The organism is Streptomyces sp. NPDC054872 (assembly GCF_053610705.1).
Map to the genome: position 1 here is coordinate 176,854 of NZ_JBSGYY010000001.1, position 19,982 is coordinate 196,835.

A 19,982-nucleotide genomic window follows, 5' to 3' on the forward strand; every position below is an offset into this window, starting at 1 on the left:
TGCGTACGGGGTAGGACACCCGTATGGGAACGCGGACACGGACACGACGCACGACGGTGGCGGTGGTGGCGGCCGTCGCCGCCCTGGCGCTGGCACCCGGCTGCACGCTGAGCAACACGGACGGGAAGGGGCCCTCCGCCGGCGAGGGAGGACGCGTGCTCGCCGTGAAGATCGACAACGTGGGTCCGGCCCGCCCGCAGACGGGCCTGGACGCGGCGGACCTCGTGTACGCGGAGCAGGTCGAGGCCGGGCTCAGCCGCCTGATGGCGGTGTACGCGGGCCGGCTGCCGCCGGTCATCGGCCCGGTGCGCAGCGCGCGGGAGACGGATCTGGAGCTGCTGCGGCAGTTCGACGACGCGGCTCTCGTGTTCTCCGGGGCGCAGTCGAAGCTCCTCCCGCTGATCTCGGCGGCTCCCCTGCGTCAGCTGTCGCCCGGCAAGGCGCCGGGCGACGCCTATTTCCGCGGCGCCGACAAGCCGGCCCCGCACAACCTCTTCGTACGCCCGAAGGCGCTGGACGCCGATCCGGGCGACGGGGGCCTGGAGAGCACGGGCTTCAGCTTCGGCCCGCGCCCGAAGGGCGGCACACCGGAACGTGAGCGCACCGTCCGCTTCCCGGCGGCGCGGTTCACCTTCACCTGGGCCGCCGAGCAGAAGCGCTGGCTGGTCTCCATGGACGGCGAACGGGCCCGCACGGCGGGCGGCAGGACACTCGGCGCGTCGACGGTCGTCGTGCAGTACGTGAAGGTGCGCGCGTCGCAGTTCCACGACCGCGGGGGCAACAACACGCCGTTCACCGAGACGGTCGGCTCCGGCAAGGCGCGGGTTTCGCGGGACGGCCGTGCCTACGAGGCGCGCTGGGAGCGGTCCGCTCCGCAGGACGGCACGGAGTTCACGACGGCGGACGACGGCGAACCGCTGCCGTTCGCGAAGGGGCAGGTGTGGGTGGTGTACGCGAAGGCGTGACTCAGCCCTGGGGGGCCGCGACCGGCTCGATGGGGTTGCGCAGGCCCTCCGCCGCGTCCGAGACCCGCTGGATGAGGTCGAAGAACACCGTTTGCTCGGCGGCGGAGAGCGGTCCGAGGAAGACCTGGTTCATCCGGGCCGTCCGCACCGTCAGCTTGCGGTGCGTGCGCCTGCCCTCGTCGGTGAGGTGCAGCAGATACCGGCGGCCGTCCTGCGGGTCGCGGACCTTGTCGAGCAGTTCGCGGCGCATCAGGCGGCTGATGACCTCCGCGATGGTGGACCGGTCGAGGCCGACCCGCTCGCCGACGGTGCGCTGATCGAGGCCCGGCTCGGCGACGAGCGCGTTCAGGACGGCGAACTGCGGCGAGGTGATCTCCTCGGAGACCATCGTGTTCCACAGCAGGTAGTGCGCCTGCTGCAGCCGCCGGGCCAGGTGCCCGGGGTGGGTGGTCAGGTCCACCGCGGCCATGAGTTCCTCCACTGCCTTGAGCCTGCCGGTCGAGCTGTTCGAGCCCGTGATTTCTGTAGGTGCACTGAACAGTACCTGCCCTTGACGGCTTAGTGAACGAGTGGCAGCGTAAGCCGAACTTCGTGGAAATAGTCAGTGCCCTGATTAATGGGCGGGGCATCGAAGGCCTGGAAGAGATGGGGCTCGACAGATGGACAAGGTGGTGGCCTCGGCCGCCGACGCGGTGGCCGATGTGGGGGACGGCTCGTCCCTGGCGGTCGGCGGGTTCGGGCTGAGCGGTGTGCCCGGCGTGCTGATCGCGGCGCTGTACGAGGCCGGTGTGTCGGGCCTGCGGGTGGTGTCCAACAACTGCGGGGCGATGGAGTCGGGCCTTGCCGTCCTGCTCTCGGCGGGCCGGGTCGCGCGGGTGACCGGGTCGTACATCGGCGGCAACAAGGAGTTCGCCCGTCAGTACCTGGGCGGTGAGCTGGAGGTGGAGATGATCCCGCAGGGCACGCTCGCCGAGCGGCTGCGCGCGGGAGGCTGCGGCATTCCGGCGTTCTACACCCCTGCCGGGGTGGGCACGCAGGTCGCCGACGGCGGGCTCCCGTGGCGCTACGACGGTTCGGGCGGGGTGGCGCTCGCCTCGCCGGCCAAGGAGGTGCGGGAGTTCGACGGGCGGGAGTACGTCCTGGAGCACGGCATCCGGACCGACTTCGCCCTGGTGCGGGCCGCCAGGGGCGACCGGCACGGGAACCTCGTGTTCAACAAGTCCACCCGCAACTTCAACCCCCTGGCCGCGATGGCCGGACGGGTCACCATCGCCGAGGTGGAGGAGCTGGTGGAGCCGGGCGAGATCGACCCCGACGCCGTGCATCTCCCGGGGATCTACGTCCAGCGGGTCGTCGAGCTCACCCCCGAGCAGGCCGCCGACAAGCAGATCGAGCGGCGTACGGTCTCCGCGCCGCCGGCACGAGGAACGGTGGACGACTGATGGCCTGGACGCGAGAGCAGATGGCCGCACGCGCCGCACGCGAGCTGCGCGACGGGCAGTACGTGAACCTGGGCATCGGCCTGCCCACGCTGATCCCCAACTACCTCCCCGAGGGCGTCGAGGTCACCCTGGAGTCGGAGAACGGCATCCTCGGCGTGGGCCGCTACCCCACCGACGCCGAGGTGGACCCGGACCTGATCAACGCGGGCAAGGAGACGGTCACCGTCCGCCCCGGCGCCTCCTACTTCGACTCGGCCCTGTCCTTCGGGATGATCCGCGGCGGTCACATCGATGTCGCCGTGCTCGGCGCCATGCAGGTCTCCGCGCGCGGAGACCTGGCCAACTGGGCGATCCCCGGCAAGATGATCACGGGGATCGGCGGCGCCATGGACCTGGTGCACGGCGCCCGCACGGTGATCGTGGCGATGACGCACACCGCCAAGGACGGCTCCCCCAAGATCCTCCAGGAGTGCGCGCTGCCGCTGACCGGCAAGGGCTGCGTGAACCGGATCATCACCGATCTCGGCGTCCTGGACGTCACCGGAACCGGCCTGGAACTGGTCGAGACGGCGCCCGGTGTCACACCCGAGGAGATCGCCGCCAAGGCCGCGGCCAGGGTCCGCGTCCCCGAAGCCCTCTCCGAAGGAACCCCGTCATGAGCCTGCGCGACGTCTACATCGTCGACGCCGTACGCACCCCCGTCGGCAAGTACAACGGCGCACTCGCGGGGGTCCGGCCTGACGATCTCGGCGCGCACGCGATCCGTTCGCTTCTCGCCCGTACGCCGGACCTGGACGCCTCCCGGATCGGCGACGTCTACTTCGGCAACGCGAACGGCGCGGGCGAGGAGAACCGCAACGTCGGCCGCATGGCCGCCCTGCTCGCCGGTCTCCCCGTGACGGTGCCGGGCGTGACCGTCAACCGGCTCTGCGCCTCCGGGCTCGAAGCGGTCATCCAGGCGGCGCGGGCCATCGCGCTCGGCGACGTCTCCATCGCCCTGGCCGGCGGGGTCGAGTCGATGACCCGCGCCCCCTACGTCCTGCCGAAGAGCGACCGCCCCTTCCCCGCCGGGCACACCGAGCTGTACTCCACCACTCTGGGCTGGCGCATGGTCAATCCGAGGATGGAGCCGCAGTGGACGGTCCCGCTGGGCGAGAGCGCCGAACTCATCGCGGACAAGCACGGGATCACCCGCGAGCAGCAGGACGCGTACGCCCTGAGCAGCCATCAGAAAGCCGCCGCAGCACAGCGGGAGGGCCTGTTCGACGCGGAGATCTCTCCGGTCTCCCTACCGCAGCGCAAGGGCGAGCCCGTCCTCTTCGCACGTGACGAGTGCGTACGCGCCGACGCCTCGCTCGAGGCCATGGCCAGGCTCAAACCGTCCTTCCGCACGACGGACGGGACCGTCACACCGGGCAACGCCTCGCCGCTCAACGACGGTGCGGCCGCGCTGCTCCTGGTCGACGAGGAAGGCCTGCGGGCGACGGGCCGAGAGCCGCTGGCCCGCGTTTCGGCGTCCGCCGTCTCCGCGACCGAGCCGCATTACTTCGGCCTCGCGCCGGTCGAAGCCGTCAACCGCGCCCTCGCCAAGGCGGGCAGGACCTTCGGTGACCTGAGCACGCTCGAGCTGAACGAGGCTTTCGCAGCCCAGGTGTTGGGGTGCGCGGCCGAATGGCCCGACCTCGACCCGGCCGTCCTCAACCCGCTCGGCGGCGCGATCGCGCTCGGCCATCCGCTCGGCGCGTCCGGCGCGCGACTCGCCGGGACCGTCGCCCACCAGCTCGCCCGGCGCGGCTCGGGCACGGGCGTCGCCGGACTCTGCATCGGTGTCGGCCAGGGCCTGGCCCTGGTCCTCGAACGCTGACCCGCAGCCCCCCTTCCCCAGCACGCCGTACTCACGGAGCCGAGAGACATGACCCTCACCGAACCCCTTCCCGACGGGCTGAGCCAGCAGGAGATAGACACCGAGGTCGCCAAGGCGCAGGCCGCCGCGGCGCCCTCCGACCACCCGCCGCGTGACTATCCGCCGTACCGCAGCAGCCACTTCCGCCATCCCAAGCAGCCGCTGGTCCCGCTGCGCGACCCGGAGGCGGTGGAGCTGAGCGGCCCCGCGTTCGGCGTCACCGACATCACCGCGCTCGACCGCGACCTCACGCGCCAGCACCTGGGCGAGCCGCTCGGCGAGCGGATCACCGTGTCCGGCCGTGTCCTGGACCGCGAAGGGCGGCCCGTACGCGGCCAGTTGGTCGAGCTGTGGCAGGCCAACGCTTCCGGCCGTTACGCCCACCAGCTGGACCAGCACCCGGCTCCGCTCGACCCGAACTTCACGGGCTTCGGCCGCTGCCTGACCGACGACGAAGGAACGTACAGCTTCACGACGATCAAGCCGGGCGCGTACCCGTGGCGCAACCACGTCAACGCGTGGCGGCCCGCGCACATCCACTTCTCGCTCTTCGGCACGGCGTTCACCCAGCGCCTGGTGACGCAGATGTACTTCCCGGGCGACCCGCTGTTCCCCTACGACCCGGTCCTGCGCTCGGTCACCGACGAGTCGGCGCGGGCGCGCCTGGTCTCCGCCTACGACCACGATCTCTCCGCCCCCGAGTGGTCGCTCGGCTTCCGCTGGGACATCGTGCTCGACGGCCCGTCCGCGACGCTCTTCGAGGAAGGCGACAACCACTGATGTCGTACGCTCCGACTCCCTCTCAGACGGTGGGCCCCTTCTACGGCTACGCGCTGCCCTTCCCGCGCGGCGGCGAGGTCGCGCCGACCGGCCACCCGGACACGATCACCCTGCACGGGCACGTGTACGACGGCGCGGGAAACCCCGTCCCCGACGCGCTCATCGAGACCTGGCAGCCTGCACCGGACGGCTCCCGCACGGGCGCGCCGGGATCGCTGCGGCACGACCCGGTGACCGGCGAGGTCATCGGCCGTGACGGCGTCGCGTTCACCGGGTTCGGCCGTGTCCCCACCGACGCGGACGGGCACTGGACGGTCCGTACGCTCCCGCCGGGCGGCGCCTCGTACATCGCGGTGGCGGTCTTCGCGCGCGGCCTGCTCCATCACCTGTACACGCGCGCCTACCTGGTCGACGAGCCGGGCGACCCGCTCCTCGGCTCCCTCGACCCGGCGCGGCGTACGACGCTGATCGCCCGCCCGGAGGCGAGCCACACGTACCGTTTCGACATCCGCCTTCAGGGCGAGGGCGAAACGGTGTTCCTGGAGTTCCAGTGAGTGGTGACGGTACCGACGTCGGCCTGCTCGCCCCCGGGCGAGCGGGCTCCCCGGCCGAGTCGATGACGAGCGACACGGCCTTCCTGCAGGCGATGCTGGACGCGGAGGCGGCGCTGACGCGGGCGCAGGCAGGGGTGGGCCTGGCCCCGGCGGAGGCGGCGACGGCCGTCGGCGCGGCGGCTTCCGCCGACCGCTTCGACGTACGTGACATCGCGCTTCGCGCGCGGTCCGGCGGCAATCCGGTGATCCCGCTGGTGGCGGACCTGACGGCGGCGGTGCCGGCGGAGGCCGCGCCGTACGTGCACCGGGGGGCGACGAGCCAGGACATCGTGGACACCGCGATGATGCTGGTCGCACGGCGCACGCTCGACCTGATCCTGGCGGATCTGACCCGCACGGAGGCGGCACTGGCCCGCCTCGCGGCGGAACACCGGGACACGGTGATGCCGGGCCGCACCCTGACCCAGCACGCGGTCCCCACGACGTTCGGCCTCAAGGCCGCGGGCTGGCGATCGCTCGCACTGGACGCGCGGGACAGGGTGCGGTCGGTGCGTGACACCCTCCCGGCCCAACTGGGCGGCGCTGCGGGCACGTTGGCGGCTTTCGGGGCTTACGGCGCCTATGGGGCTGACGGTGCTGACGGTGCTGACGGTGCTGACGGGGGCAGTTCGGCGGGGGTGGGCTCCGCAGGGGCTCCCCCCGCTGATAGCAGCCTCGGGGAGGAACTCGTCGCTGCCTACGCCAGGGAACTCCCGTTGGCCGCACCGGCTCTGCCCTGGCACACCCTCCGTACCCCGGTGGCCGACCTCGCCGGAGTGCTCGCCTTCGTCGCCGGCGCCCTGGGCAAGACGGCCGTGGACGTCCTCACCCTCAGCCGCACGGAGTTCGCCGAGCTCTCCGAAGGTGCGGGCGGTGGTTCCTCCGCCATGCCCCACAAGGCGAACCCCGTGCGCTCCACCCTCGTCGCGGCCGCCGCCCGTCGCGCTCCCGCCCTGGCCGCGACGCTGCACGCGTCGATGGCCGCCGAGGACGAGCGCCCGGCAGGGGCCTGGCACGCGGAGTGGGAAGCCCTGCGCGACCTCCTGCGCACGGTGGGCGGCGCGAGCCACCACGCGGCGGAGCTCGCCGAGAACCTCAGCGTTCATCCGGAGGCGATGCGCGAACACCTCGGCCTCACCCACGGGTTGATCGTCTCCGAACGCCTCACCGCGGAGCTGACCCCTCTCCTGGGCCGGGCCCGCGCGAAGGAACTGCTCACCTCGGCGGCCCGCCGTACCCGCGACGAGGGCACGACCCTCGCGGAGGTACTCGCCGAGGAGCCCGGACTTGCCTCCGTGAACCTCACCGAACTCACCGATCCCGCCCGATACACCGGCTCCGCCGGAACCCTCACCGACCGAGCCCTGGAGCGACGATGACCGGCAAGCTGCCGCACCACACGAGCGAGGGCGCCCCGACCGCGCCACCCCTCCTCCTCGGCTCATCCGTCGGCACATCCACCGCCCTGTGGGACGCCGTGGCACCCGAACTCACCACCACCCACCGGGTCATCCGCTGGGACCTGCCCGGCCACGGCAAGTCCCCCGCCGATCTGATCGGCCCGGGGGCGACCGTCGCCGACCTGGCGGGGCTCGTCCTCGCGCTCGCCGACTCCCTCGGCATCGAGCGCTTCGCGTACGCGGGCGTCTCCCTCGGCGGCGCCGTCGGCCTACACCTGGCCGCGCACCACCCGGAGCGCGTGCGGAGCCTCGCCGTGATCTGCTCGTCGGCGCACTTCGGCGGCAGCGCCCGCTGGGAGGAGCGCGCGGCGCTCGTGCGCCGCGAAGGACTCGAATCGCTGGCACGGAGCGCGCCGGAACGCTGGTTCACCCCCGGCTTCACGGTCCCCGGGCTGGTGGAGGACCACCGGACCACCGACCCCGACGCGTACGCCGCCTGCTGCGACGCGCTGGCGGCGTACGACATCAGGGACGCACTGGAGTCGGTCACCGCGCCCACGCTCGTCGTCGCCGGCCGCGAGGACCCGGCGACGCCGCCCGCCCACGCACGCGAGATCGCCGACGCGGTGCCCGGCGCCTCCCTCACGGAGCTGGCGGGCGCCTCCCATCTGGCGCCCGCGGAGCGCCCGGAGGCCGTGGTCGCGGCGTTGCGCACGCACTTGACGGGGGCGGCCGCGAGCGGCATGGCGGTCCGGCGGGCCGTGCTCGGCGACGCGCACGTGGACCGCGCGCAGGGCAACACCACTCCCTTCACGGCCCGCTTCCAGGACTTCATCTCCCGCTACGCCTGGGGCGAGATCTGGACCGACCCCACCCTCGCGCGCCGCGAGCGCAGCATGATCACCATGACGGCCCTGGTCGCGCACGGGCACCACGACGAGCTGGCCATGCACATCCGGGCGGCCCGCCGCATCGGGCTCACCCCCGAGGAGATCGGCGCGGTGCTGCTCCAGACGGCGGTCTACTGCGGTGTGCCCGCGGCCAATTCGGCGTTCGCAGTAGCACAGCGGGTCCTCGCGGAGGAGTAGCGAGGTAGTAGAGGAGTGAACAGCTTCGGGCCAACCCTTTAGGCTGCTGCTGATCAGGGGGATCAGGGGAACCGGGGGGGCAAGAGGCGATGAACGACGCGACCGAGGTGTTCCAGCCGCTGCAGGCGGAGGATCCGCCGGTGGTGGCCGGATACCGACTCGCGGCCAGGCTCGGCGCCGGTGGCATGGGCCGGGTCTATCTGTCGCACACCCAGGGCGGCCGACCGGTCGCGATCAAGGTGGTACGGCCCGAGCTGGCCGACGACCCGGCCTTCCGGCGGCGGTTCGGCCGGGAGATCAAGGCGGCCCAGCGGGTCCGGGGCGCCTACACGGCCGAACTGATCGACGCCGACGCGGACGGCGCACCGCCCTGGCTCGCCACCCTGTACGTACCCGGTCCCTCGCTGACGGAGGCCGTCGCCCGGCGCGGTCCGCTGCCGGTACCCGCGCTGCTGTGGCTGATGGCGGGGATCGCCGAGGCGCTGCAGGCCATCCACGGCGCCGGGATCGTGCACCGTGACCTGAAGCCGTCGAACGTGCTCCTCGCCGCCGACGGCCCGCGCGTGATCGACTTCGGCATCTCGCTGACCTCCAGCGCCACCTCCGCTTACACGGCCACGGGTTCCGCCGCCGGCACGCCCCAGTTCATGGCTCCCGAGCAGGCGTCCGTGGGGGAGGTCACGGCGGCCACCGATGTCTTCGCGCTGGGCCAGACCGCCGCCTTCGCCGCACTGGGTGTGCCGCTGTACGGGGACGGCCCCTCGGTCAGCGTGCTGTACCGGATCGTGCACTCGGAGCCCGACCTGTCCCTTCTGCCCGCGCAACTGCGTCCGCTGTTCGCCATGTGCCTGGCCGCCGATCCGGCGGACCGGGCCACCCCGGCGGAGATCGTCGAGTGGTGCCGCGGGCGTCTTGGCCGGGACACCGACGCGGGTGCGGGCCTCGCCGTCTGGCGGGATGTCATGGGGCCCGAGGTCACGGTCCCGGCGCCGGTCCCCCACCCCACCCCGGTGCAACCGCTGCCGCTGTTCGCCCCGCCTCACCCGTTGCCGACGACCCGGCCGACGGGGACGGACGAGCGGCGGGCCCGCCGAAGACGCAACGCGCTCATCGCGGCCATCGTGACGGGGTGCGCTCTGCTGGTGCTCGGCCTGACGTGGACGGTCATGGACGCGATGGGCCTGCGCGCCCGGGACACGCACGCGAAGTCCGGTGCGGACGCCACCGGTTCGGATGCCTCCGGCCGGTCGTCGGGGTCCACATCGGGCTCCGCGTCCGGATCCACGTCGGGTTCCGGGGACGGCAAGAGATCGGCGACCGGCGAGAACGCCGAGGCCGGTGACAAGAGTGACGGGACATCGGACGCGTCACGCCCCTCCACGAAGTCGTCCGCGACCGCGCCCACCGAGCCGCGCCCCGCCGCGTACCCCCAGGAATGGTTCGACGAGAAGAACTCCGTGAGCCTCCGGGAGCCCATCCGCCGCAAGGACCGCAAGGGCGATCTGCGCTTCGTCTGCGGGCAGGGCCGTTGTTCGCTGGAGAGCGACAAGAGCGTGATCTCCTTGCTGTACAGCAAGCCGGGGGCCACCCTCGACTCGTGCCGCCTCGCCGTCGAGGGCGCCGACAGCCACGACCTCCCGCTGGCCGCGGTGGCGGCCGGCAGCGAGATCTGCGTGAAGAACCCCGCAGGGGACATCGCCCTGCTGGTGGTCCAGGTGAAGTCGACCGCGCTCCCGAACGACGGGTTCAGCTTCCTGACCGCGGACATGACGGTGTGGCGGGCGGCGGCGTAGGAGACGGATGCCGGAGCGGAAGGACCCGGGCACGGTTCCGGCCCGCAAGCCTTGACTAGGTGGCGCTCCGCTCGCTCGCCTCGCGATACCGCCGCTCGATCGCGTCGACGTACGCCTCGTCTCCCGGCCGCCCCGCCCGCAGCAGTCGCCACCACTGCTCGATGCTCCAACTGGCCGGTTCCGTCGCCCCGATGAACTCCTCGACGAGCCCGAGGAAGCGCACCGGATCGGTGTGAAAGGGGAAGTGCCCGGCCCCCGGAAAGATTTCGAGACGGCTGCCGGGCATCGCCTCGTGTGCGGTGTAGGCGTGGTCGACCGGGAGGACACCGTCCCGGTCGCCCCAGACGATGAGCGTGGGCATGCCCTGGGCGAGGTAGCAGCGGTCCAGCATCGTGATCACTTGGCCGCGCCAGTCGACGACCGACCGCAGCGTGCGGATGAACGCGGCCCGCGCCCACACGTCGGGCAGCGCGTCCACCAGACCCATCAGCTCCGGTGCGTCCTGCCCGAGTCCGGTGTCGAGCAGCCGCAGCAGCGCGACGGCCGCCCGCACCGGCAGATCGGCGCCGGGCAGCCCGAGCAGGGAGAGCAGCAGTGCGGCGCCGGGCAGTGAGACGCCGCGCAGCACGGGGGTCACCTGCGGGCCGACCCCTCCGGTGCTCACCAGGACGAGCCGGTCGACGCGCTCGGGGAACTGGTAGGCGAACTGCATCGCGACCCCGCCGCCGAACGAGTGCCCGACGAGGGTGACCCGCTCGATGCCGAGCACACCGAGCAGGTCCCGGACCCCGTTGGCGTACGCGGCCACCGAGTAGTCGGCCCGGGGCTTCTCGGACGCGCCGTGGCCGAGCAGGTCGGGGGCGATGACGGTGTGGGTGCGGGCCAGCCGGGGGATCAGCGGGGCCCACGTCGCGGACGAGTCGCCGATGCCGTGGATCAGCAGAATCGCCGGTCCCTCACCCGCGAGGCGGTACGCGCGCCGGTAGCCGTGCACGGTGTGGAACCGCAGGGTGGGCCCGCTCTCGTCGCCGGTGGGAAGCCGCCTGGGTTGGAAGGGCAGGATCCGCGCCATGGGCCGGAGTGTAGGTGGGTGGCGCGGTGCGGTGGTTTCGCGGGAGTTTCAGGTGGCGCAATTCGGGCGCTTCACCCTGTGCCGCTAAGCGGTGGCGTAGAAACCCAGGAACATGTCGACACCGGCGACGATCAGACGCTCCGTCAGGTCCTCGCTGACGTCGGTTCCGTACGAGCCGAAGACCAGGTGCGGGAAGACCAGCAGGGAGTAGAGCTGGAGGACCGCCGTCTCCATGTCGGGGACGGTGAGCCGCCCTCGCTCGGCGAGCTCGCGCAACGCGCCCGCGATGGCGGGGTGATGACCCTCGGGGCCGCGCGCTCCCCATGCCTCGCCGAGCGAGGGGAAGCGGTGGATCTCCCGGGCCACGAGGTGGCGCAGCGCGTTCATCTCCTGGTCGTTGCGGACGACGTCGACCCAGGAGCGGGCCACGTTCAGGAAGGCTTCGCGCAGGTCGTCCGCGTCGGTGAGGCCGTCGAGCGCGGCGACGGACGACGAGGCGTCGAGGGGTTCGTCGAGCGCCCCCGCGATCACCGCGACGAACAGCGTCTCCTTGTTCCCGAAGTGGTTGTAGACGGTCACCTTGGACACGCCCGCCTCGGCCGCGATGGCGTCCATGCCGACATCGAAGCCCTCCCGCAGGAACAGCGAGCGGGCCGCCCGGACGATCGCCTCGCGCTTGCGCTCCGCGCGCGGGCCCGTGGGACCCCCACTTCTTGCCTCGCCGTTCTTTTCCGTGCGCATACCCGCACTTTAGCAGCGAACTGAACTGAACAGTTGAGTTCACATGAACTAGTCAGTACAGTTCAGATGTGCCGGACCGCGTGGCCTGCCACGCGCCGCCCCAGCTCTTCCCGAGCCCTTCCTCGGCCCCTCCCGTCTGCCCAAGGACCTGCCATGACGCCTTCCCACCCGACCCCGGCCGCCGCGCCCCACACGGCCGCGCCACCCCCCACCGGCTCACGCCCATGGGCGGCGCTCGCCCTGTTGTGCGTCGCCCAGTTCATGCTGGTGCTCGACGTGACGGTCGTGAACGTCGCGCTGCCGAGCATGGCCGCCGACCTCGATCTCGACCGCACCGCGCTGACCTGGGTCATCACGACGTACACGCTCTGCTTCGGCGGCCTGATGCTGCTCGGCGGACGGCTCGCGGACCTCCTCGGGGCGCGCCGCACCCTCCTCTGCGGCCTCGCCCTGTTCACCGCCGCCTCGCTGCTGACCGGCCTGGCGTCGGGCCCGGCGACCCTCCTCGCCGGCCGGACCGCGCAGGGCGTCGGAGCGGCGCTCCTCTCGCCCGCCGCCCTGGCCATCGTCACCACGACCTTCCGGGGGCGCGACCGCCATCGTGCGCTCGGGGTGTGGTCGGCGATCGGCGGTGCGGGCGCGGCGATCGGTGTCCTGCTCGGCGGTGTCCTGACCGATGGCCCCGGCTGGGAGTGGATCTTCTACGTCAACGTGCCCATCGGCACGGCCCTGCTCCTCGCCCTGCCCGCCGTCGTCCCCGCACGCGCGCCTCGGCCCGCCCGCCTCGACCTACCCGGCGCGCTGCTGGTCACCGTCGGCACGGGCTCGCTCATCTACGGCTTGGTGGCGGCGGGCGACACGGGCTGGTCGGGCCCCCGGACGCTGGTGCCGGTAGGCGCCGCGATCGTGGCCTACGGAGCCTTCGCCGCCGTCGAGCGGGCGCAGCGTTCGCCGCTGATCGATCCGGCCGTCCTGCGGCGCCGTCCGGTCGTCGCCGGCTCGTATCTGATGCTGGTCGCGACGGCGTTGCTGATCTCGCTGTTCTTCCTGGGTTCGGTGTTCCTGCAGGAGGTACGCGGCCACAGCGCCCTGCGTACCGGGGTGTTGTTCCTTCCGGTGGCCGTCGCCACGGGGGTCGGCGCGCACCTCGGCGGGCGGTTCGTGGGCCAGTGGGGAGCGCGGCCCACGGCGGCCGCGGGGCTCGCGCTGGCGGGGCTCGGCACGGCTCTGCTCACCGGTGCGGGGGCCGACGGCAACGCGTGGGCGAGCGTCGCCCCGGGGATGTCCGTCGCCGCCCTGGGGCTCGGTGCGGTGTTCGTGGCCGCCACCACCACCGCGCTGGGGTTCATCGCCCCCGAGGAGGCGGGCGTCGCGTCCGGCGTGGTCAACACCTGCCACGAGGTGGGCGGATCGATCGGCGTGGCCGTGGTGTCGACCGTCGCCGCCACGGGGATCGACGGCGGGACGGGAGGCGGTTTCGCGGACGCGTTCATGGTGTGCGCCGTGGCCGCGGCGGTCAGCGCGGCCGCCGCGTTCGCCCTCGTGCCGAGCGGGAAGCCGCGGCTGACCGGCGGGCCGCACGTGCACTGAGTCCGCCAGGCGCCGGGCGGGGCCCGCACACCCCGCCTGTACACCCCGCCCGCGCAGGCGTGCCACGCACATCCGATCGAAGGGTGGCTGTCGCGCCACGTCACCGCGCGATCACTCAGGTGACCGTTTCGGCGGTTAAGTTACTTGGTGACCATGCGAGTTACGCGGCCACGTGAGGACTTTGCCACTGTGACGGGAGCCGGGGTGCGCAGGCGGATGCTGTCCGCGGCGCTGGTCGCCGTGCTCCTGGTGATCGTCCAGTTCTTCGCGCACGGGGTCAACGAGAACGCGTCCGCCGTGGAGTCCCGTACGCCACCGGCCACGGCGCCCTACGCCCAGTGCGGCGAGGACACGCACCCCGAGGAGTCCCAGCGATTCCCGGCACGCGGACGCCCGCACTGCCGTGACCTCACCCCCGACACGGCTCCGCACCTGCACGCCCATCCGCGCACGGCGGCGGACGACGGCACGCGCGCGTGCCGCTCCCTTTCCGTCGCCCACCCCGGGACGAAACCCGCGGGCCGCGAACTACCGGCCCTCCTTCAGGTCTTCCGCTGCTGATCGGGCCCTCCGGCACGGCCATGCCGCCAGGCTCTCCCGCCTGACGCGCCGTCGGCCGGACCCGAACCGGTCCACGTCACACCGATGCGCCCCACGGCGCTCAGGAGTCAACCGACATGCAGCCTTCCCCTGCCTCCCTGCTCGACCGCGCCCGCTCGGTGTGCACGGCACCCGACGGCCCGCGACACGACTTCGCGGCCTCCGTCGTCGTCTTCCTCGTCGCCCTGCCGCTCTGCGCCGGCGTGGCCGTCGCCTCCGGGGTTCCCGCCGAACTCGGCCTGATCACCGGCATCGTCGGCGGTCTCGTCACCGGCCTGCTGCCCGGCAGCAGCCTTCAGGTCAGCGGTCCCGCCGCGGGACTCACCGTGCTCGTGTACGAAGCCGTGCAGCAGTACGGTGTCGCCGCGCTCGGCGCCCTCGTGCTCGCCGCCGGGCTCCTCCAGCTGGTCATGGGCTTCCTCCGCCTCGGCCGCTTCTTCCGCGCCATCTCCGTGGCCGTCGTCGAGGGCATGCTCGCCGGGATCGGACTCATCCTGATCGCCGGGCAGTTGTACGCGATGACGGACAGCGAGGCCCCCGCGAGCGGCCTCGGCAAGATCGCCGGGCTGCCGGGGATGCTCACCGGAGCGATCGGCTCGCAGCGCGCTCTGGCCGCCCTCGGGCTCGCCGTGGGCACCGTCGTCGTCCTCGTGTGCTGGCACAGGCTTCCCGCGAAGGTCCGCGTGGTGCCCGCGCCGCTGGCCGCCGTGGTGCTTGCCACGGGGGCCTCGCTGCTCTTCTCCCTGCCGGTGGCCACCGTCGAGGTGCGGGGACTCGTCGAGGCGGTGCGGGTGCCGGACGCCGCCGCCTTCGGGGAGCTGATGAGTTTCGGCGCCATCGGCACCGTCCTCGCGTTCGCCCTGATCGCGTCGGCGGAGAGCCTGTTCAGCGCGGCCGCCGTGGACCGCATGCACGACGGCCCGCGCACGTCGTACGACAAGGAGCTGATGGCGCAGGGCGCGGGCAACACCGTGAGCGGGCTGCTCGGCGCGCTGCCGATGACCGCGGTGATCGTCCGCAGCTCCGCCAACGTGCGGGCGGGCGCACGCACGAAGGCGTCTCGCGTCCTGCACGGCGTCTGGCTGCTCCTCTTCGCGGCCCTGCTGCCCGCGGCGCTCGGCCTCATCCCGGTGGCGACCCTTGCGGGCGTCCTCGTGCACGCGGGCTGCAAGCTGCTCCCGGTACGGCAGTTGGCGCACCTGTGGCGCGAGCACCGCGGCGAGGCGGTGGTCCTGGTCGTGACGGCCACGGCGATCGTCACGGTGGGCATGTTCGAGGGAGTCCTCGTCGGTCTCGCGCTCGCCGTGGTCAAGTCCGCCTGGGAGACGTCGCACGTGCACGTGGAGGTCGTCGACAAGGGCGTGGGTCCGATCCACGTGCACCTGTCGGGCAACGCCACGTTCCTGCGGCTCCCCAAGCTCCTCGACGCACTGGAGTCCCTGCCCCCGGACCGCCCGGTCGAACTCGACCTCACGGGGCTCCGGCATCTGGACCACGCCTGCCATACGTCGCTGGAGCACTGGGCGGAGCGGCACAGCGCGGAGGGCACGGATCCGGTGCGGGTGGCGTCCGGGGCCTGAGGCTCGCTCGGAGGAGCGCCGGACGGCCTGAGGCTCGCTCGGAGCGGTCGGATGGGCTGAGGCTCGTTCGGAGGAGCGCTGGACGGGCTGAAGCTCGCTCGGAGGAGCGCCGGACGGGCTCGGCGGTGTGGCCGTCCCCCGTCCGGCTCCGGCGGCACTTGGCTCTACCGAGCCCCGTTCACCGGTCACCGAGCCCCGTACACCGGTTGAGGCACCTCGGCCCCGGCGAGCAGCTTGAGCGCCGAGTCGCCCGCCTCCGCCGGGGTCCAGCGTGCGCCCTTGTCTGCCGTCGGCCCCGGTCGCCAGCCCTCCATGACGGTGATGCGCCCCGCCTCGGCCTCGAAGACACGTCCCGTGACCCCCGCGGACGACTCGGAACCGAGCCACACCACGAGCGGCGACACGTTCTCCGGGGCCATCGCGTCGAAGCCGCCGCCCTCGGGGGCGGCCATGGTCTCCGCGAAGGTGCTCTCCGTCATCCGTGTGCGCGCGGCGGGCGCGATGGCGTTGACCCGCACTCCGTAGGAGGCGAATTCCGCGGAGGCGACCAGGGTGAGCCCGAGAATCCCGGCCTTGGCCGCGCTGTAGTTCCCCTGCCCCACGCTCCCCAGCAGCCCCGCCCCGGAACTGGTGTTGATCACGCACGCGTGCCGCGGGCGCCCCGCCTTCGCCTCGCCGCGCCAGTACGCCGCCGCGTGCTTCATCGGCAGGAAGTGCCCCTTCAGATGCACCCGCATCACCGCGTCCCAGTCGTCCTCCTCGAGGTTGACGAGCATCCGGTCCCGTAGGAACCCCGCGTTGTTGACGAGGGTGTCCAGGCTTCCGTACGTGTCGAGCGCGGTCCGCACCAGGGACGCGGCGCCCTCGGTCGTGGCGATGTCACCGCCGTGCGCGACGGCCTCGCCTCCCGCCGCACGGATCTCCTCGACCACCTCGTGCGCGGGCCCGCCGGACGCCCCGGATCCGTCGGCCCCCACACCCAGGTCGTTCACCACGACCTTGGCACCCTCGGCGGCATAGGCGCGCGCGTGCGCGCGGCCGAGGCCACGGCCCGCTCCCGTGACGATCACCACGCGACCCGCGCAGATTCCCGTGCCCGGCTTCTTGGCTGAGGTCATGCGGAACTCCTCGGATACGTTCAGTGGTTGACGGACGCGGCGTCCAGGAACGCGGGGCGTTCGCCGCCCCCGTGCAGATGCAGTGCGGCGCCGCTGATGTAGCGGGCGCCGTCGGAGGCGAGGAACACGCACGCGTCCCCGACGTCCGACGGATCAGCGAGGCGGCCGAGCGGAACGGTGCGGGCGACCGCCGCGACGCCGGCCTCGTCCCCGTAGTGCAGATGGGCGCTCTCGGTGCGGGCCAGGCCGAGCACGACGGTGTTCACGCGCACCTTCGGGGCCCACTCCACGGCCATCGTGCGCGCGAGGTTCTCCAGGCCCGCCTTGGCCGCCCCGTAGGCACCGGAGCCGGGCGAGGGCCGGGAGCCACTGACGCTGCCGATCATGGTGATGCTGCCCCCGCCGTCCTCCTGACCGCGCATCACCTCGTACGCCGCCAAGGACGCGTGGAGCGGGGCCAGCAGATTGAGTTCGACGATCTTGGCGTGGCGGGCCGGGGCCGACTCGGCGAGCAGTCCGAAGGGGGTGCCGCCCGCGTTGTTCACCAAGGCGTCCAACCGGCCGTGATCGGCGGCCACACCGGCGAAGAACGCGTGCGTCGCCGCCGCGTCCCGCAGGTCGAGCGGCCTGAACTCGGCGGCTGTTCCCGCCGCTTCGACCGGGCGGTCCGGCGGTCTGCGGGCACAGACGACGACCCGCGCGCCGGCGGCGAGGAAACTGCGGGCGATACCGGCGCCGACGCCTCGGGTGCCGCCGGTGACGACCACCACCTGTCGGGTGTCAGTCATCGCTGCTACCTTTCCAACTAACAAATGTTTGGTTGAAGGGCCTGGTTGAAAGGTAGCGGATCCTCTGATGTCTGTCTCCACCTCCGCCCCGGACAAGGGCGTGGCCGTCGTCACCGTCGACTTCCCGCCCGTCAACGCCCTGCCCGTACAGGGGTGGTTCGACCTGGCGGCAGCCGTGCGCGCGGCGGGCCACGACTCCGGGACGCGTTGCGTCGTCCTCGCCGCGGAGGGCCGCGGTTTCAACGCGGGCGTGGACATCAAGGAGATGCAGCGCGACAGCGGCCACAGCGCCCTGATAGGCGCCAACCGCGGCTGCTACGAGGCGTTCTCGGCGGTGTACGAATGCGAGGTGCCCGTCGTGGCGGCGGTGAACGGCTTCTGTCTGGGCGGCGGCATCGGCCTGGTGGGCAACGCGGACGCGATCGTGGCGAGCGAGGACGCCACGTTCGGCCTGCCCGAACTCGACCGGGGCGCGCTCGGCGCGGCCACGCACCTCGCCCGCCTGGTGCCGCAGCACCTGATGCGCGCCTTGTACTACACCTCGCGCACGGTGACGGCGGCGGAGCTGCACGCCCACGGCTCCGTGTGGCGGGTCGTCCCGCGCGAGGAACTGCGGGATGCGGCACTGGAGTTGGCGCGTGAGATCGCGCTGAAGGACGGGACGCTGCTGCGGTTCGCGAAGGCCGCGATCAACGGCATCGACCCCGTGGACGTACACCGGAGCTACCGCTTCGAGCAGGGCTTCACCTTCGAGGCGAACCTGAGCGGCCTGGCCGACCGGATCCGCGAGGACTTCGGCGCGGACTCCGGCGCGGACTCCGGCGAGAAGGAAAGGAAGAAGATGGAGGAGGGCAGGGCATGACGGACAAGACCATGACGCCCGACGCGATCGTGGGACGGCTGCGCAGCGGCATGACGCTCGGCATCGGCGGCTGGGGGTCGCGCCGCAAGCCCATGGCACTGGTGCGGGCCCTGCTCCGGTCCGGGATCACGGACCTCACGATCGTCTCGTACGGCGGCCCGGACATCGGTCTGCTCGCCGCGGCGGGGAAGATCCGCAAGCTGATCACGGCGTTCACGACCCTCGACTCGATCCCCCTGGAGCCGCATTTCCGTGCGGCACGCGAGCGGGCCGCCTTCGAACTGGTCGAGCTGGACGAGGCGATGTTCATGCAGGGCCTGACCGCCGGCGCCCAGCGGCTGCCGTTCCTGCCGATCCGCGCGGGTCTCGGCTCGGACGTCCTGCGGGTCAACCCCCATCTGCGTACGGTCACTTCGCCGTACGAGGACAGGGAGATACTGGTCGCCGTACCGGCCCTGCGGATGGACGCGGCCCTGGTGCATCTGAACCGCGCCGACCGCCTGGGCAACGCCCAGTATCTGGGTCCCGACCCGTACTTCGACGACTTGTTCTGCGAGGCCGCCGACACGGCGTACGTGTCGTGCGAGCGGATCGTCGAGTCGAGCGAGCTCACCGAGCAGTCGGCGCCGCAGACGATGCTGGTCTCCCGGCACGCGGTGAAGGGTGTGACCGAGACGCCCAACGGCGCGCACTTCACCTCCTGCGTGCCGGACTACGGCCGCGACGAGCCCTTCCAGAAGGCGTACGCGACCGCCGCGGGCGACCCGGACACCTGGAAGGAATTCGAGGACCGGTTCCTCTCCGGCACCGAGCAGGACTATCAGACGGCCGTCCGGACCTGGCACAAGGAGCAGCGATGACGCGGACCGACCCGACGGCCCCGGCCGGTGCGTCCGAGGCGACCGCCGTCACCCGCGCCGAGTACTGCGTGATCGCCTGCGCGGAGGCGTGGCGGGACGCCGGCGAGATCCTCGCTTCGCCGATGGGCACGATCCCCTCGATCGCCGCCCGCCTGGCCAAGCTGACGTTCTCGCCGGACCTGCTGCTCACGGACGGCGAGGCGCTGCTGATCGGGGATGTGCCCGCCGTGGGTGCGTCGTCGGCGGTGACGGAGGGCTGGTTGCCGTACAGGAAGCACTTGACGATGGTCATGGGCGGCAGGCGTCACGTGATGATGGGCGCGAGCCAGATCGACCGCTTCGGAAACCAGAACATCTCCTGCATCGGCGACTGGGAGCGGCCCGAGCGCCAGCTGCTCGGGGTGCGAGGCGCGCCGGTCAACACCCTCAACAATCCAGTCAGTTACTGGATCCCGCGCCATTCGACCCGTGTCTTCGTGGAGAAGGTCGACATGATCAGCGGTGTGGGATACGACAGTGCGGCAGCAGCAGGGCCGTCCGCGACCCGCTTCCACGACCTGCGCCGGGTCGTGTCGGATCTCGGCGTCTTCGACTTCGGGGCCACGGACCACGCGATGCGCCTGGTGTCCCTGCATCCGGGCGTGACGGTGGAGCAGGTGCGGAAGTCGACCGGTTTCACGCTCGCGGCGGCGGACGACGTGCCCCGCACCCGCGAGCCCACCGCGCAGGAGCTCCGGCTGATCCGGGACGTGGTGGACCCGCGGGGTCTGCGCGAGCGCGAGGTCCGCTCGTGACGCCACCCCCAGC

General features: G+C 72.3%; 20 protein-coding genes. 15 read left to right on the forward strand and 5 right to left on the reverse strand.

Annotation, left to right across the window (positions count from 1 at the left end; all coding sequences use genetic code 11):
- Positions 1-23: 23 nt before the first annotated feature.
- Entirely contained in the window at positions 24-965 is a 942-nt protein-coding gene (locus ACWGIH_RS00745; RefSeq protein WP_453443977.1) for a DUF3048 domain-containing protein, read from the forward strand.
- 1 nt (position 966) lies between these two features.
- Here ACWGIH_RS00745 and ACWGIH_RS00750 read toward each other — a convergent pair whose 3' ends face one another.
- Positions 967-1,434, reverse strand: a complete 468-nt coding sequence (locus tag ACWGIH_RS00750) for a MarR family winged helix-turn-helix transcriptional regulator (RefSeq protein ID WP_453443976.1) — start codon at positions 1,432-1,434, stop codon at positions 967-969.
- Between the two features lie 190 nt (positions 1,435-1,624).
- On the opposite strand from ACWGIH_RS00750, the gene ACWGIH_RS00755 reads away from it, so the two are divergent.
- From ACWGIH_RS00755 to ACWGIH_RS00790, 8 genes are all read left to right on the forward strand, one after another.
- A complete protein-coding gene (locus tag ACWGIH_RS00755) occupies positions 1,625-2,407 on the forward strand; it encodes a CoA transferase subunit A (RefSeq protein WP_453443975.1) in 783 nt (260 codons plus the stop codon).
- Positions 2,407-3,066 (forward strand): CoA transferase subunit B, encoded by a 660-nt coding sequence (locus ACWGIH_RS00760; protein ID WP_453443973.1) that lies wholly within the window; start codon positions 2,407-2,409, stop codon positions 3,064-3,066. The genes ACWGIH_RS00755 and ACWGIH_RS00760 overlap by 1 nt, the downstream gene beginning before the upstream one ends.
- Positions 3,067-3,068: 2 nt before the next feature.
- Complete coding sequence (locus ACWGIH_RS00765) at positions 3,069-4,271, forward strand: thiolase family protein (RefSeq protein WP_453444053.1); 1,203 nt, start codon at positions 3,069-3,071, stop codon at positions 4,269-4,271.
- 48 nt (positions 4,272-4,319) lie between these two features.
- Positions 4,320-5,090, forward strand: a complete 771-nt coding sequence (pcaH, locus tag ACWGIH_RS00770; protein ID WP_453443971.1) for a protocatechuate 3,4-dioxygenase subunit beta — start codon at positions 4,320-4,322, stop codon at positions 5,088-5,090.
- Positions 5,090-5,644, forward strand: coding sequence for a protocatechuate 3,4-dioxygenase subunit alpha (gene pcaG / locus ACWGIH_RS00775; protein WP_453443969.1), 555 nt, complete (start codon positions 5,090-5,092; stop codon positions 5,642-5,644). Before pcaH ends, pcaG begins: the two co-directional genes overlap by 1 nt.
- Positions 5,641-7,062, forward strand: a complete 1,422-nt coding sequence (pcaB, locus tag ACWGIH_RS00780; RefSeq protein WP_453443967.1) for a 3-carboxy-cis,cis-muconate cycloisomerase — start codon at positions 5,641-5,643, stop codon at positions 7,060-7,062. Before pcaG ends, pcaB begins: the two co-directional genes overlap by 4 nt.
- Positions 7,059-8,171 (forward strand): bifunctional 3-oxoadipate enol-lactonase/4-carboxymuconolactone decarboxylase PcaDC, encoded by a 1,113-nt coding sequence (gene pcaDC, locus ACWGIH_RS00785; protein WP_453443965.1) that lies wholly within the window; start codon positions 7,059-7,061, stop codon positions 8,169-8,171. Before pcaB ends, pcaDC begins: the two co-directional genes overlap by 4 nt.
- A gap of 89 nt (positions 8,172-8,260) precedes the next feature.
- Complete coding sequence (locus ACWGIH_RS00790) at positions 8,261-9,964, forward strand: serine/threonine-protein kinase (protein WP_453443964.1); 1,704 nt, start codon at positions 8,261-8,263, stop codon at positions 9,962-9,964.
- Between the two features lie 55 nt (positions 9,965-10,019).
- Here ACWGIH_RS00790 and ACWGIH_RS00795 read toward each other — a convergent pair whose 3' ends face one another.
- Positions 10,020-11,036 carry an alpha/beta fold hydrolase gene (locus ACWGIH_RS00795; RefSeq protein WP_453443962.1) on the reverse strand — a complete coding sequence of 339 codons (1,017 nt, stop codon included), beginning with the start codon at positions 11,034-11,036 and terminating at the stop codon, positions 10,020-10,022.
- Positions 11,037-11,120: 84 nt separating this feature from the next.
- Positions 11,121-11,777: a TetR/AcrR family transcriptional regulator gene (locus tag ACWGIH_RS00800; protein ID WP_453443960.1), complete on the reverse strand. Its 657-nt coding sequence runs from the start codon at positions 11,775-11,777 to the stop codon at positions 11,121-11,123.
- A 153-nt stretch (positions 11,778-11,930) separates the two neighbouring features.
- Here ACWGIH_RS00800 and ACWGIH_RS00805 point away from each other — a divergent pair, with 153 nt between their 5' ends.
- The 3 genes from ACWGIH_RS00805 to ACWGIH_RS00815 all read left to right on the forward strand — a co-directional run bounded on the left by ACWGIH_RS00805 (position 11,931) and on the right by ACWGIH_RS00815 (position 15,547).
- Positions 11,931-13,367: a DHA2 family efflux MFS transporter permease subunit gene (locus ACWGIH_RS00805; RefSeq protein ID WP_453443958.1), complete on the forward strand. Its 1,437-nt coding sequence runs from the start codon at positions 11,931-11,933 to the stop codon at positions 13,365-13,367.
- A 189-nt stretch (positions 13,368-13,556) separates the two neighbouring features.
- Positions 13,557-13,928 carry a hypothetical protein gene (locus ACWGIH_RS00810; RefSeq protein ID WP_453443956.1) on the forward strand — a complete coding sequence of 124 codons (372 nt, stop codon included), beginning with the start codon at positions 13,557-13,559 and terminating at the stop codon, positions 13,926-13,928.
- Between the two features lie 116 nt (positions 13,929-14,044).
- The gene (locus ACWGIH_RS00815; protein ID WP_453443955.1) at positions 14,045-15,547 is read left to right on the forward strand and encodes a SulP family inorganic anion transporter; all 1,503 of its coding nucleotides are present in this window, start codon (positions 14,045-14,047) and stop codon (positions 15,545-15,547) included.
- 185 nt (positions 15,548-15,732) lie between these two features.
- On the opposite strand, the gene ACWGIH_RS00820 is transcribed toward ACWGIH_RS00815, so the two are convergent.
- Together ACWGIH_RS00820 and ACWGIH_RS00825 are read right to left on the reverse strand one after the other, a co-directional pair.
- Positions 15,733-16,665, reverse strand: a complete 933-nt coding sequence (locus ACWGIH_RS00820) for an SDR family oxidoreductase (RefSeq protein ID WP_453443953.1) — start codon at positions 16,663-16,665, stop codon at positions 15,733-15,735.
- A 20-nt stretch (positions 16,666-16,685) separates the two neighbouring features.
- On the reverse strand, positions 16,686-17,453 hold the full coding sequence (locus ACWGIH_RS00825) for an SDR family oxidoreductase (protein WP_453443952.1): 768 nt from the start codon (positions 17,451-17,453) through the stop codon (positions 16,686-16,688).
- Positions 17,454-17,520: 67 nt separating this feature from the next.
- Here ACWGIH_RS00825 and ACWGIH_RS00830 point away from each other — a divergent pair, with 67 nt between their 5' ends.
- From ACWGIH_RS00830 to ACWGIH_RS00840, 3 genes are read left to right on the forward strand one after another with little or no spacing between them, the layout of a single operon-like run.
- Positions 17,521-18,315 (forward strand): enoyl-CoA hydratase family protein, encoded by a 795-nt coding sequence (locus ACWGIH_RS00830; RefSeq protein WP_453443950.1) that lies wholly within the window; start codon positions 17,521-17,523, stop codon positions 18,313-18,315.
- Positions 18,312-19,175 carry a CoA transferase subunit A gene (locus ACWGIH_RS00835; protein WP_453443948.1) on the forward strand — a complete coding sequence of 288 codons (864 nt, stop codon included), beginning with the start codon at positions 18,312-18,314 and terminating at the stop codon, positions 19,173-19,175. Before ACWGIH_RS00830 ends, ACWGIH_RS00835 begins: the two co-directional genes overlap by 4 nt.
- Positions 19,172-19,969: a CoA-transferase subunit beta gene (locus tag ACWGIH_RS00840; protein WP_453443946.1), complete on the forward strand. Its 798-nt coding sequence runs from the start codon at positions 19,172-19,174 to the stop codon at positions 19,967-19,969. The genes ACWGIH_RS00835 and ACWGIH_RS00840 overlap by 4 nt, the downstream gene beginning before the upstream one ends.
- Positions 19,970-19,982: the final 13 nt, after the last annotated feature.